Raw genomic sequence first — 12,595 nt, forward strand, 5'->3', positions numbered from 1 at the left:
CCCTTTTCACCTGCGTCTTCTCCCCGAGACCTTCATGACATCACCGACGATTTCCAGGGCCGCAGCATTCTGTTGCGGCCTTTTCGCCGTTGCGCTTTCAGCGCCCGCCTTCGCCGCCGCGCCGCCCGATCTGCTGGCGCATCAGGTCCCGCTGGCGCTGGACGGTCCCGGCACGGCCTGGATCCTGACCTCGACGGCCCTGGTGCTGATGATGACCCTGCCGGGTCTGGCCCTCTTCTACGGCGGCATGGTGCGCAAGAAGAACCTGATCGCCACCATCGCCCATTCGACGGCCGCCATGGCCATCGTCACCGTCCTGTGGTTCGTCGCCGGCTACACCCTGTCCTTCGGCACCGTCGACGGCCCCGCCAACGGCTTCATCGGCAGTCTTCAGGCCCTCTTCCTCAACGGCGTGGGGGTGAAGACCGCCCACGCCCTGACCCCCGGCCTGCCCGAGTTCCTGTGGATCAGCTACCAGCTGACCTTCGCCATCATCACCCCGGCCCTGATCGCGGGCGCCTTCGCCGAGCGGATCAAGTTCTCGGCCAGCGTGCTCTTCTTCACCCTGTGGCACCTGATCGTCTATGCGCCGATCTGCCATCAGGTCTGGGGCGGCGGCTGGATGGGCGAGCTGGGCGTGCTCGACTTCGCCGGGGGCGCCGTGGTCCACGTCAATGCGGGCGTGGCCGGTCTGGTCTGCGCCATCGTGCTCGGCCCGCGCCACGGCTGGGGTCGCGACAACATGGCCCCGCACAACCTGGCCTTCACCGCCATCGGCACCGGCCTGCTCTTCGTCGGCTGGATGGGCTTCAACGGCGGGTCGGCCGCGGGGGCCAATGAGATCGCCGCCGTCGCCGTCTTCAATACCCTGCTGGCCCCCGCCGCCGGCGCCGTCGGCTGGATCGCGGTCGAGTGGACGCTGAAGAAGAAGCCGACCCTTCTGGGCCTCCTGACCGGCGTGGTCGCCGGCCTGGTCGCCATCACCCCGGCCGCCGGTTTCGTGGACCCGAAAGGCGCCTTCCTGATCGGTCTTATCTCGGGTCCGGTCGCCTATGTCGGCGCGGTCTGGCTGAAACATAAGCTCAAGTACGACGACAGCCTCGACGCCTTCGGCGTGCACGGCGTCGCGGGGATCGCGGGCGCACTGTTGACCGGGGTCTTCGCCAACGCCGCCATCAACCCTCTCGCCGAAGGCGCCACGGTCTGGAAACAGGCCATCGGCCTGGGCGGCGCCATGGTCTGGAGCGCCGTCGGCACCTTCGTCGTCCTGATGATCTGCAAATACACCGTCGGCCTGCGCGTCGAGAAGGAGGCCGAGATCGAGGGCCTCGACTACAGCCAGCACGGCGAGGCCATGCACTGACGAGCGGGCGGCGTGGGTCGATGAAGCCTTCGCCGCCCCTCTGCGTTCCCACCGGATGACCGCGCGCGGCGAGCTCGACACCTATCAGGCCAAGCGGAACTTCGGCGTCACGCCGGAGCCGAAGGGCCGCAAGGCGAAAGCCCGCCAGACCGGCCTGCGCTATCTGATCCAGCGCCACGCCGCCTCGCACCTGCACTACGACTTCCGCATCGAGCACGACGGGGTGCTCAAGTCCTGGGCCGTGACCAAGGCCCCGTCGCGCGACCCCGCCATCAAGCGGCTGGCGGTCGAGGTCGAGGACCATCCGCTCGACTACGGCGGCTTCGAGGGGACTATCCCGGCCGGGAACTACGGCGCGGGCACGGTGCAACTTTGGGACGTCGGCGAATGGACGCCCCAGGACCCCGACCTGGACGCGGCCTTCGCCAAGGGCGTGATCAAGCTGACCCTCGACGGCGAGCGGCTGAAGGGCGGCTGGGCCCTGATCCGGCTGAAGTCGGATCGCGGCAAACCCTCCAAGCGCCCGAACTGGCTGTTGCTCAAGGAGAAGGACGCCTACGCCGTCGAGGGCGAAGGCAACGCCCTGGCCGAGATCGACGCCTCGGTGGTCAGCGGGCGCAGCCTGGCCGAGATCGCCGAAGGTCATACCGAATGGACATCGTCCAAACCCGCCGCCCGCAAGACGCCGCCCAAGCCCGCCGTCGCTCCCAAACCGCTCGCCAAGCCCCGCGCCTTCGTGCCGATCCAGTTGTGTCAGGTCGCCGAACGTCCGCTTTCGACGCCCGGCTGGGTGCATGAAATCAAGTTCGACGGCTATCGGATTCAGGTCGCGACCGGCGGCGGGCAAGCGTCCCTGCGCACTCGCAAGGGCCTGGACTGGACCGACCGATTTCCCGAACTGGCCGACGACGCCGCCCATTGGCCCGACGCCGTGGTCGATGGCGAACTGTGCGCCCTGGATGAGGACGCCATGCCGGACTTCTCGGCGCTGCAAACCGCCATCGCCGAGGGCGACACGGGCCGTCTGGTCTACTTCGCCTTCGACCTGCTGTTCGACGGGGCCGAAGACCTGCGCCGACTGCCGCTGTCGCACCGCAAGGCGCGGCTGCAGGCCTGGTGCGACCGCGTGACGAAATCTCATGGAGCGCGTCTGCGCTACGCCGACCATTTCGTCGCCAAAGGCCAGGCCGTTCTGGAAAGCGCCTGCCGCATGGGGCTGGAGGGCGTCATCTCCAAGAAGCTGGACGCCCCCTATCGCGCCGGCCGCTCGGCGACCTGGGTCAAATCCAAATGCCGGGGGCGCGACGAGGTGGTGATCGGCGGCTGGTCCTCCGAGAACGGAAGCCGCTTTCGATCCCTGCTGGTCGGGGTGAAGGCGAAGGGCGGCCTGCGCTACCTGGGCCGCGTCGGCACGGGCTATTCCGCCGCCTTGACCAAGACCCTTCTGCCCGCGCTGAAAGCCGCCGCCGCCGAGCGCTCGCCCTTCGTCGTCCCACCCGAGGCGGAGGATCAGTTGCACTGGGTCGCCCCCGTCCTCGTCGCCGAGATCGAACACGCCGGCTATTCCAAGGATGGCCTCCTGCGCCAGGCCGCCTTCAAGGGCCTGCGCGAAGACAAGGCCCCCGCCGATGTGACCACCCCGCCCCAACCGCCCGCCGCCAAAGCCGGCAAGCTGACCGTCGCAGGCGTGAGCATCTCCCACCCCGACAAGATTCTGTGGCCCGCGACCAGCGACCACGCCGCCGTCAGCAAGGCCGATCTGATCGCCTATTACGAGGCCGTGGCCGAGCGCCTTCTGCCCCATGTGCTTGACCGGCCAGTCTCCATCATCCGCGCCCCAGACGGCATCGAAGGCGAACGCTTCTTCCAGCGCCACGCCCTGGCGGGCCGACATCCGGGCCTGACGGCGATCGACGTCGGCGAAGGCAAACCCTACCTCGCCGTCACCGACCTAAGCGGCCTGATCGCCGTGGGTCAGTCGGGCGGACTGGAACTGCATCCCTGGGGCTGCAAGCCCGGCGATCCCGAAACGCCGGATCAGATCAGCTTCGATCTCGATCCCGACGAGGGCCTCGACTTCGACGCCGTCGTCGTCGCCGCCAACCTGCTGAAACCCCGCCTCGAGGCCCTGGGCCTGACGCCCTTCGTCAAGACCACCGGCGGCAAGGGCCTGCACGTCGTGGTCCCGATCAGGGCCGACGCTCGCAGCCGCATCGACTGGGACGCCGCCAAGGCCTTCGCCAAGACCCTGTCCGAGGCGATGAAGGCCGACCATCCCGACCGGTTCACCACCACCCTGGCCAAGAAGGCGCGGGGCGGGAAGATATTCCTCGACTATCTGCGCAACGGCCGCACCGCCACCGCCGTCGCCCCCTGGTCGCCCCGCGCCCGGCCCGGGGGCGGGATCGCCTGCCCCCTGTCCTGGAATCAGGTGAAGCCGGGGCTCGACCCGAAGGCCTTCAACCTGTCGTCGGCCGTCGATTTGTTGCAAGCGCCCGATCCGTGGGCGGAGTTCCGCGCCTCGGCGGCGTCGCTGAAACCCGCACTGCGGAGGCTCGGCTAGGCCTGCAGACGCTCGGCCAGGAAGTCGACGAAGACCCGCACCCGCGCCGGGGTGTTGGGCCCGCCGATGAAGACGGCGTGGGTGTTCTCCACATCGCCGGGATTGAAGTCCTCCAGCAGGGGGATCAGCCGACCGGCGGCGATGTCATCCGCCACGCTGAAGGCGCCGACCCGGGTGATCCCCACCCCGTCAGCCGCAAGCTGGCCCAGGGTTTCACCATTGTTGGCCTCTAAGCTTCCCCGCACCGTCAGGCGGAATTCATGCCCGTCGCGCACGAACGGCCAGATCGGCTCGGCGCGGCGAAAGTTGAAATTCAGGCAGTTGTGGGCGTGCAGGTCCTCGGGGACGACCGGCGTTCCCCGACGGGCCAGATAGGTGGGCGAGGCCACGATGACCCGCCGTGTCTGGCTGATCTTCTTCGCCGTCAGGCCGCTGTCTTCCAAGGGGCCCGAACGGACGCCGACGTCCGCCTGCCCGGCGGCGATGTCGACCACCGCATCGGTCAGGTTGATGTCGACTAGGATGTGCGGATAGCGCGCGGTGAAGTCGCCCAGCAGAGGCACGACGTGCAGTCGCCCGTGCGACTGGGACACGCTGACCCGCAACCGCCCGCGCGGCGCGCCCTGGTCGGCGATGGCCTGCTCGGCATCGTCCAGATCGGTCAGGATGCGTCGCGCCGCCTGCAGATAGGCCTCGCCCTCCGCCGTCAGGGTCAGGCTGCGCGTGGTGCGGATCACCAGCCGCACGCCCAACCGGGCCTCGGTCCGCGCCACCGTGCGACTGACCGCCGAGGGCGTCAGCTTCAACGCGCGCGCCGCGCCGGAGAAGCTACCCGCTCGCGCCGCCGCCTCGAATACCGCCAGCTCGCCTGCGCGATTGACCTCGATGTCGGCCATTCGTGCCTCCAGAGCAAAGATGTTTGACCTCACCCAGCCCTACTCCCTGCACCTCGCTCGCGCCACCTGTCCGCTCGAAACAGGACAGGCCTCCCCTCTTATGAAACTCAATCCTCCCCTTCTCGCGCTGGCGGTCGGCGCCTTCGGCATCGGCGTGACCGAGTTCGCCCCCATGGGAATGCTGCCCGTCATCGCCGGCGACCTGGGCGTCTCCATTCCGGCGGCGGGCCTGCTGGTCAGCGCCTATGCCTTCGGGGTCCTGATCGGCGCGCCGCTGATGACCCTGACCACCGGCCGCGTGCCGCGCCGAACCCTGCTGATCGGCCTGATGGGAATCTTCACCCTGGGCAACCTGCTGTCGGCCATGGCCCCCGAATACTGGAGCCTGATGGCGGCGCGGGTCGTGACCTCGTTCAACCACGGCGCCTTCTTCGGCGTCGGCTCCATCGTCGCGGCCAGCGTGGTGGCGCCGAACCGGCGGGCGGCCGCGGTGGCGGCCATGTTCATGGGTCTGACCATAGCCAACATCACCGGCGTGCCCCTGGCCGCCTGGGCCGGCGAGACCCTGGGCTGGCGCGCCTCCTTCTGGGGCATCGCCGGTCTCGGCGCCCTGGCCATGATCGCCCTGCGTCTGACCCTGCCGCATGGCCGGGTCGAGGCCTCGGCCGACGGCGGCGCCATGAAGGCCGAACTGGCGGTGCTGAAACGCGGCCCCGTACTGGCCGCCCTGGCCCTGACCGTGATCGGCTCCAGCGCCATGTTCACCGTCTTCACCTATATCGCGCCGATTCTGAAGGAGCAGACCCTGGCCTCCAGCGCCTTCGTCACCGCCATGCTGGTCGTCTATGGCGTCGGCCTGACGGTAGGGAACTGGCTGGGCGGCCGCTTCGCCGACCGCTCGGTGGATCGCACCCTGATCGTCACCCTGGGCGCCCTCGCCGCCCTGCTGGTCCTGTTCGCCGTCGTCATGCCCTGGCAAGCGCCCGCCGCCGTGGTCATCTTCCTGTGGGGCGTGGCCAGCTTCGCCCTGGTGCCGCCGCTGCAGATGCGGGTCATGACGGCCGCCGCCGACGCGCCCAACCTGGCCTCGGCCATGAACATCGGCGCCTTCAACCTGGGCAACGCTATCGGCGCGGCCCTGGGCGGAGCGGTCATCGGCCTCAACCTCGGCTATCCGGCCGTGGCCCTGGCCGGGGCGGCGATGGCGGCCTCGGGCCTGGTCCTGGTCCTGCTGCTGGTCCGGCGCGAGGCCCGCGAGGCGACGGCGGCTCCCGCCCGCTGCTAGTTCAAGAGACCGGCCTCTTCTTCATCCGAAGGAGGGGCCGCTTCGCCGCTTTGGTGCTAGGCTTGATCTTTGCGATCAAGGAACACCCTCATGGCGGGCCTCAAGGACAAGCGCGGCTTCATCGACAAGGACCGGCTGGACCTGTCCGAACGTCAGGCCGTCGAATACTGGATGAAGCGCTGGGGCGTGACCCGCGACCAGATCGTCACCGCCCACCGCAAAGTCGGCCGCATGACCAAGGACATCGCCGCCGAACTGGGCAAGAAACGCTAGTCAGCCGGTCTTCTTTTTCGGCGCGGCCTTCCTGGCGGCAGGCTTGGCCGGAGCCGCCTTGGAGGCCACCCCCTTCAAACTCGCTTTTAGCGCCGCCATCAGGTCGATGACATTGGTGTCGTCCGGCTCGGGGGCCGAGACCACGCCCTTTCCACCCTTCTGCTTGGCCGCGATCATCTCGCGCAGGGCTTCGTCGTAGCGATCATGGAAGCGGGTCGGATCAAACGCCGCCTCCTTCTGGCCGATGATCCGGGCGGCGATCTCCACCATGTCGGGGTCGGCCTTCGCCTCCGGGATGTCGTCGAAGAAGTCGTCGGCGTTTTTCACCTCGTCGTGGGCGCGCAAGGTGTAGGCGACCAGCCCCTTGCCGTGGACCTCCAGCGCCAGTTGCCGCTCCTTGCCGCGCAGCACCAGCTGGCCCAGAGCGATCTTGCCCGCAGTCTTCATCGCCTCGCGGATCACGGCGAAGGCTTCAACCCCCACGCCCTTTTCCGGCACCACATAGAAGGGGTCGTCCCAATAGAGACGGTCGATGTCGCTCTCGTCGACGAACTGGTCGATGGAAATGGTCTTGGTGCTTTCCAGCCTCACCTTGTCGAAGTCGGTGTCGTCGAACAGGACGTACTCGTCCTTCGACACCTCGTAGCCCTTGACCAGATCGGATCGCTCGACCGGTCCGGTGTCGGGATCGGTCGTCACCATGCGGATGCGGTTGTTGGTCGCCGGGTTGATCAGGTGAAAGCGCACGTCGGCGGCGCTGCTGGTCGCCGTGTAGAGGGCGACGGGACAGGTCACCAGCGACAGCTTCAAATGCCCCTGCCAGGTCGGTCGCGCGGCCATGATCCGGTCCTCCAGCCGGCTTCAACGGGTGCGGCGCGGATTCGTTCAGGCCTCTGGCCCCGGCCGAAGAACCGCGCAATCATCCGTCCATGACCTGGGTCGTCCGCCTGTTCCGTCTGCACGCCGCCCTGTGGCTGGGGCTGGGGGTGCTGGGCGCGGTCATCGCCCTGACGCCCGGCGTCCGGGACTGGCCGACGCGGATCGCGGCGGGATGGGGCGCGGGCGCCGCCGCCTTTCTGGCCCTGACCTTCGCGCGACTGATGCGCGCCCGCTCGGTCGAGGCCATTCGCAAGCGCGCCGCCGAACTGGATCAGGCCGGCGGCGCGGTCCTGCCCCTAAGCCTGCTGGCGGCGGCCGCCAGCGTCTTCATCATCGTCATGGAAGCGGCCGACGGCGGCAAGCCGTCGGCAGGGTCAGCCCTTTTCTCGATCGTGGTCATCGCCCTGTCCTGGCTGTTCGTCCATGTCATCTTCGCCCTGCACTACGCCCACGAGTTCTACGCTCCTGCGGAAAGCGGCAAGGGCGACCGCAAGGGCCTGATCTTTCCCGGCGGGGATAACGCCGACTATTGGGATTTTCTGCACTTCGCCCTGATCATCGGCGTCGCCAACCAGACCGCCGACATCCAGATCAGCAGCCAGAAGCTGCGCCGCATCGCCACCCTGCACAGCCTGGTCACCTTCCTGTTCAACACGGTGATCCTGGCCCTGGCGGTCAATATGGCGGTGGGCCTGTTGGGCTAGCCCGCCGCCTTGCGCTCATCAAAGGCCAGCCTCGCCGCCTCGATACGATCCAGGTTCTTCTCCGCCCAGGTCCAGACCCCGCAGAAGGCTTCGGCCAGGGTCACGCCAAGATCGGTCAGCCGGTATTCGACGCGCGGCGGGATGACCGGATGCACGGTCCGCACCACCAGGCCGTCGCGCTCCATCTGGCGCAGGGTCTGGGTCAACATCTTCTGACTGATGCCGCCGACCCGTTCGCCCAGGCGGGTGAAGCGCTGCTCCCCGTGCTGCTCCAGCACCTCCAGGATCAGCATGGTCCACTTGTCCGCCACCCGCCCAATGACCTCGCTGACCAGAGCCTCAACGCGCGGATCGACCGGCTCATCGCTGTGAGGCGACGAAATTCTCGCGGGCGGGTAGTGTGTCATATCCAAATCTTCCCATCCGGTAAGTATGGCGGTTTTTGGTGCCTACTTTCTAGAAGAGAGCATAGACCATAGTTGAGCCCCGGCGTGAATACGCACGCCGAAGGAGCCTGAAATGAAGATCACCGGCAACACCATCCTGATCACCGGCGGCGGCAGCGGCATCGGCCGCGCCCTTGCCGAAAGCCTGCACGCGCGCGGAAACCACATCATCATCACCGGCCGCCGTGAGGCGCCGCTGAAGGCCGTCGCCGCCGCCAACCCCGGCATGACCTGGGCGACGCTGGACATGGAAGACGCCGCCGCCATCCGCGCTTTCGCCGCCCAGATCGTACAGGACCACCCCGACCTGAACGTCGTCGTCAACAACGCCGGGATCATGCAGTCCGAGGACCTGACCGCCGAGCCCTTCTCGCTGGAGACCGCCGAGACCACCATCGCCACCAACCTGCTGGGCCCGATCCGGCTGACCATGGCCCTGCTGCCGCATCTGCGCCGCCGCCCGGCCTCGACCGTGATCACCGTCACCTCCGGCCTCGCCTTCATCCCCTTGGCCGCCACTCCGACCTACAACGCCACCAAGGCCGCCATCCATTCCTGGACCCAGTCGCTGCGCACCCAACTGGCTGGCGCCTCGGTCGAGGTGCTGGAACTGGCGCCGCCGGCGGTCGCCACAGACCTCATGCCCGGCCACGCCGAAAACCCCGCCTCCATGCCCTTGGCCGACTATACGGCCGAGGTGATCGACCTGATTGAACGCGGCGAAACCCCGCGCGGCGAGATCCTGGTTGAGCGGGTCAAACCCTTGCGCCGCGCCGAGATCGACGGGCGCTACGAACAGATCTACGCAGCTCTGAACGGCCATACCTGAGCCTGAAAAAGTCAAGGCCGCGCCCGCGCCGCCTTGACTTGGCCGCTATTGAGGCCCATCTGCGCTGCACCGCACAATCGCGGTATCCGGTTTCCTGCAACGCGTGTGGGCCTTCCTCCCCGAAGACCTGATTGCAGACGCAGCCGGCCAGACCTCAGAGTCATTACGTCGTCCGGACACGCGGGGCGGCGCCCGATCCACCCCGACGGCTTCATTCCGAAGCTCTATCGGGACTGGCGGTGCGTCTCTCCTAGCGTGCGTCGGGTCGAGAAGGCGGAGCCTTCTGACCGCACGCATCAAGGATGCCGCGCCTCCGCAAGCGAAAGACGCTCCGTGAGCAACACCACCTTTGAATCCATGGGCCTGAACAAGGCCATCCTTCAGGCCCTGGCCTCGACCGGCTATGAAAAGCCGACGCCGATCCAGGCCAAGGCCATCCCCGACGTCATGGCCGGCAAGGACCTGCTGGGCATCGCCCAGACCGGCACCGGCAAGACGGCCGCCTTCGCCCTGCCGATCCTGCATCGCCTGGCCGAGAACCGCATCCCGCCGCGCCCGCGCACCACGCGCGCGCTGATCCTGAGCCCGACGCGCGAACTGGCCACCCAGATCGGCGAGAGCTTCAAGCAGTACGGCGCCCATCTGGGCTTCCGCGTCGCCGTCATCTTCGGCGGCGTGAAGTACGGCGGCCAGGAACGTGCCCTGCAGCAGGGCCTGGACGTTCTGGTGGCCGCCCCCGGCCGCCTGCTGGACCACATCCAGCAAAAGACCCTGGACCTGTCGACCTGCGAGATTTTCGTCCTGGACGAAGCCGACCAGATGCTGGACCTGGGCTTCATCAAGCCCATCCGTCAGATCGTCAGCCGCATCCCGGCCAAGCGTCAGAACCTCTTCTTCTCGGCCACCATGCCGTCGGAGATCGGCAAGCTGGCCGGCGAGCTGCTGAAGGACCCGGTCAAGGTCCAGGTCACGCCGCAGTCGACCACGGTCGAGCGCATCAAGCAGTCGGTCATCCATATCGAACAGGGCCGCAAGCGCGCCCTGCTGACCGAACTGTTCAGCGATCCCGCCTATACGCGCTGCTTGGTCTTCACCAAGACCAAGCACGGCGCCGACAAGGTCGCGGCCTATCTGGAAGCCGGCGGCGTCGAGGCTGGCGCTATCCACGGCAACAAGAGCCAGCCCCAACGCGAGCGCGCGCTTGAGGCCTTCAAGAACGGCAAGCTGCGCGTTCTGGTCGCCACCGACATCGCCGCGCGCGGCATCGATGTCGACAAGGTCACCCACGTGGTGAACTTCGAACTGCCCTATGTGCCGGAAGCCTATGTCCACCGCATCGGCCGTACGGCCCGCGCGGGCAAGGACGGCACCGCCATCAGCTTCGTCGCCGGCGACGAGATGAAGCTGCTGAAGGACATTGAGAAGGTCACGCGCCAGAAGATCCCGGCCGTGGATCGCCGCAACGACAAGGCCCTGGCCCAGCTGGACGCCTCGATCATGGCGGCGGGCGTGGCCAAGAAGGCGACCCTGCCCGAGCGCGAAGGTCGTGAAGGCCGCGGCGGCGGCGAAGGCCGCAATCGTCCTCGCAACCCGCGTCGCGACGGCGTCAAGCCGGAGGGCGGCGGTCAGCCGCACCGCCAGCGCAAGGGCGGCCGCGACCGCACCCACCACGCCGAACGTCCGGCCGCCGTCTATGATCCGATGGCGGGCGAACGTCCCAAGTCGTCGCCGCGCGCCAACCCCTCGGCCGAGCCCAAGCCGGTCGGCGAGATGAAGCGCCGCCCCCGTCGTCGCCCGTCGAACGGCGGCAAGGGCTACAGCGCCTAGGATCGTCTGGTCCGAAGCCAAAGAAAAAGGGCGGCTCCCGTAAGGGAGCCGCCCTTTCCATGTCAGCCTGGGGCCGGGATCAGAAGGCCCAGCGCGCGCCCAGGGAGGCGACCAGGGCCGAACCCTCAGCCGTGCCGCGCAGGTGCGACGTCGTCGCCGCCGGAGTGCCGGCGTAGAAGGTGCGGTCGTCATAGATGTCTGAGTCGCTGAAGGCGATGTAGGTCAGACCCGCGTCGAAGGTCACGCCCTTGTTCACCTCGGTCGAGGCGCCGACCGAGACCAGCAGACGGTCGGCGTCGGGGATGCGGGCCGTGCGCAGGCTGTCGCGGGTCGGGGTCGGATCATAGCCGATGCCGGCGCGCAGGGTGGTCTTGTCGCTGTAGGCGTAATCCAGGCCGATGGCGCCGGTGGTCACGTCCTTGTAGTTCTGATGGATGGAGTCGCCGCCGTTCGGATATTCGACGTTGATGGCGTCGAACTCGGACCAGCCGATGCGGTTGACCTGGGCGTTCAGGGTCAGCTTGTCGTTGACGGCGTAGCGCACCGAAGCCGAGGCGAACCACGGCGTGTTGAAGCTGGCCATGCCGCCGGTCGAGACGCTGTTGGGCGCCAGGGGGCCGGTCAGGACGATGTTCACGTCGCCGTCCAGTTCATGCTCGATGGCCGAGCGATAGGACAGGCCAAAGTCCCACGCGCCCTTGTGCACCTGGGCGCCGACGTTCCATCCGAAATCCCATCCGTCGCCTTCCAGCGAGGACGAGCCGTCCGGCAGCAGGGGCGAGACCGACGGCATGGCCGAGGTCAGCTTGGCCTTGACGTACTGGGCGTTCAGGCCGGCGCCGAGGTCCAGCCAGTCGTTGACCTGATAGGCCACGGTCAGGCTGGCGTCGCCCGAGCGCAGTTCCGAGGTCAGGGCGTCATAGCGGGCGAACGAACCCGGCTCGTATTTGGTGGTGAAGTTGTAGGGCGCGGCCACCGAGACGCCGACGGCGAAGCGGTCGCCGATCGGGGTGGCGAAGGCGAAGTTGGGCACCAGGCCGCTTTCGATCGGATCCACCTCGGTGTTGCGCGGGTCGCGCACCGGCACGTTCACGCCGCCCGGATAGGTGACGTAGGAGCCGGCGTTCTTCACTTCGGAGTCGATGCGGATGGCGTGCATGCCGAACGACAGCTCGCGCCCGCTGCGGGCGATGGCGGCGGGGTTCCACCACATCGAGCCGGTGCCGCGATCGGCGGCTTCGCCCGAGAAGGCGCGACCGGCGCCGCGCACCGACTGCTCCTGAAGATAGAAGGAGCCGGCGAAGGCCGGGGCCGCCACGGAGGCCATGAGGACTGCAAGGCCGCCGATGCGAGCCGTGTTCCTGGGGATCATACTGTTTCACCTATGTAAGTCCGCCCGTTCTTACTGGTGAACGGGTCGTTTTTCGGGGAGAGGCGCCACGCTATCAGCCACAGCGCTCGTGTCATGAAAGCGTTGCGCCTGAGACTCCTCTCGGACCGCAAATCGTCGAAACCGTGGCGACTTTGTCG

The 12,595-nt window shown here is 67.8% G+C and carries 11 protein-coding genes; 7 read left to right on the forward strand and 4 right to left on the reverse strand.

Translation table 11 applies throughout. The features are described 5' to 3' along the window. Positions 1-34 precede the first annotated feature (34 nt). Entirely contained in the window at positions 35-1,363 is a 1,329-nt protein-coding gene (locus tag ACI2KI_RS15880) for an ammonium transporter (RefSeq protein ID WP_404621620.1), read from the forward strand. A gap of 55 nt (positions 1,364-1,418) precedes the next feature. Continuing rightward, positions 1,419-3,926 (forward strand): DNA ligase D, encoded by a 2,508-nt coding sequence (gene ligD, locus ACI2KI_RS15885; RefSeq protein ID WP_404621622.1) that lies wholly within the window; start codon positions 1,419-1,421, stop codon positions 3,924-3,926. Here the strand turns inward: ligD and ACI2KI_RS15890 are convergent. Continuing rightward, entirely contained in the window at positions 3,923-4,822 is a 900-nt protein-coding gene (locus ACI2KI_RS15890; protein ID WP_404621624.1) for a LysR substrate-binding domain-containing protein, read from the reverse strand. The genes ligD and ACI2KI_RS15890 overlap by 4 nt on opposite strands. A gap of 100 nt (positions 4,823-4,922) precedes the next feature. Between ACI2KI_RS15890 and ACI2KI_RS15895 the strand changes: the two genes are divergently transcribed. Together ACI2KI_RS15895 and ACI2KI_RS15900 are read left to right on the forward strand one after the other, a co-directional pair. Then, a complete protein-coding gene (locus tag ACI2KI_RS15895) occupies positions 4,923-6,107 on the forward strand; it encodes an MFS transporter (protein ID WP_404621626.1) in 1,185 nt (394 codons plus the stop codon). A 90-nt stretch (positions 6,108-6,197) separates the two neighbouring features. Beyond that, positions 6,198-6,380, forward strand: a complete 183-nt coding sequence (locus tag ACI2KI_RS15900; protein ID WP_292084701.1) for a DUF3606 domain-containing protein — start codon at positions 6,198-6,200, stop codon at positions 6,378-6,380. Here ACI2KI_RS15900 and ACI2KI_RS15905 read toward each other — a convergent pair whose 3' ends face one another. After that, positions 6,381-7,220, reverse strand: a complete 840-nt coding sequence (locus ACI2KI_RS15905) for a Ku protein (RefSeq protein WP_404621628.1) — start codon at positions 7,218-7,220, stop codon at positions 6,381-6,383. 89 nt (positions 7,221-7,309) lie between these two features. Here ACI2KI_RS15905 and ACI2KI_RS15910 point away from each other — a divergent pair, with 89 nt between their 5' ends. Continuing rightward, entirely contained in the window at positions 7,310-7,963 is a 654-nt protein-coding gene (locus ACI2KI_RS15910) for a DUF1345 domain-containing protein (protein WP_404621630.1), read from the forward strand. On the opposite strand, the gene ACI2KI_RS15915 is transcribed toward ACI2KI_RS15910, so the two are convergent. Beyond that, on the reverse strand, positions 7,960-8,370 hold the full coding sequence (locus ACI2KI_RS15915) for a winged helix-turn-helix transcriptional regulator (protein ID WP_404621632.1): 411 nt from the start codon (positions 8,368-8,370) through the stop codon (positions 7,960-7,962). The genes ACI2KI_RS15910 and ACI2KI_RS15915 overlap by 4 nt on opposite strands. 112 nt (positions 8,371-8,482) lie before the next feature. Between ACI2KI_RS15915 and ACI2KI_RS15920 the strand changes: the two genes are divergently transcribed. Together ACI2KI_RS15920 and ACI2KI_RS15925 are read left to right on the forward strand one after the other, a co-directional pair. After that, entirely contained in the window at positions 8,483-9,238 is a 756-nt protein-coding gene (locus ACI2KI_RS15920; RefSeq protein WP_404621634.1) for an SDR family oxidoreductase, read from the forward strand. A 357-nt stretch (positions 9,239-9,595) separates the two neighbouring features. Then, positions 9,596-11,065, forward strand: coding sequence for a DEAD/DEAH box helicase (locus ACI2KI_RS15925; protein WP_404621750.1), 1,470 nt, complete (start codon positions 9,596-9,598; stop codon positions 11,063-11,065). Between the two features lie 79 nt (positions 11,066-11,144). On the opposite strand, the gene ACI2KI_RS15930 is transcribed toward ACI2KI_RS15925, so the two are convergent. Continuing rightward, complete coding sequence (locus ACI2KI_RS15930) at positions 11,145-12,437, reverse strand: OmpP1/FadL family transporter (protein ID WP_404621636.1); 1,293 nt, start codon at positions 12,435-12,437, stop codon at positions 11,145-11,147. Positions 12,438-12,595 lie beyond the last annotated feature (158 nt).

This window comes from Brevundimonas sp. NPDC046655 (genome assembly GCF_044901625.1).
Classification (GTDB): Bacteria; Pseudomonadota; Alphaproteobacteria; order Caulobacterales; family Caulobacteraceae; genus Brevundimonas.

Excerpts from the sequence above, each read along its gene's own strand:
- ACI2KI_RS15900 (WP_292084701.1), top strand. The coding sequence starts at position 6,198 with ATGGCGGGCCTCAAGGACAAGCGCGGCTTCATCGACAAGGACCGGCTG.
- ACI2KI_RS15905 (WP_404621628.1), bottom strand. The coding sequence starts at position 7,220 with ATGGCCGCGCGACCGACCTGGCAGGGGCATTTGAAGCTGTCGCTGGTG.
- ACI2KI_RS15910 (WP_404621630.1), top strand. The coding sequence starts at position 7,310 with ATGACCTGGGTCGTCCGCCTGTTCCGTCTGCACGCCGCCCTGTGGCTG.
- ACI2KI_RS15895 (WP_404621626.1), top strand. The coding sequence starts at position 4,923 with ATGAAACTCAATCCTCCCCTTCTCGCGCTGGCGGTCGGCGCCTTCGGC.
- ACI2KI_RS15880 (WP_404621620.1), top strand. The coding sequence starts at position 35 with ATGACATCACCGACGATTTCCAGGGCCGCAGCATTCTGTTGCGGCCTT.
- ACI2KI_RS15925 (WP_404621750.1), top strand. The coding sequence starts at position 9,596 with ATGGGCCTGAACAAGGCCATCCTTCAGGCCCTGGCCTCGACCGGCTAT.
- ACI2KI_RS15915 (WP_404621632.1), bottom strand. The coding sequence starts at position 8,370 with ATGACACACTACCCGCCCGCGAGAATTTCGTCGCCTCACAGCGATGAG.
- ACI2KI_RS15930 (WP_404621636.1), bottom strand. The coding sequence starts at position 12,437 with ATGATCCCCAGGAACACGGCTCGCATCGGCGGCCTTGCAGTCCTCATG.
- ligD (WP_404621622.1), top strand. The coding sequence starts at position 1,419 with ATGACCGCGCGCGGCGAGCTCGACACCTATCAGGCCAAGCGGAACTTC.
- ACI2KI_RS15920 (WP_404621634.1), top strand. The coding sequence starts at position 8,483 with ATGAAGATCACCGGCAACACCATCCTGATCACCGGCGGCGGCAGCGGC.
- ACI2KI_RS15890 (WP_404621624.1), bottom strand. The coding sequence starts at position 4,822 with ATGGCCGACATCGAGGTCAATCGCGCAGGCGAGCTGGCGGTATTCGAG.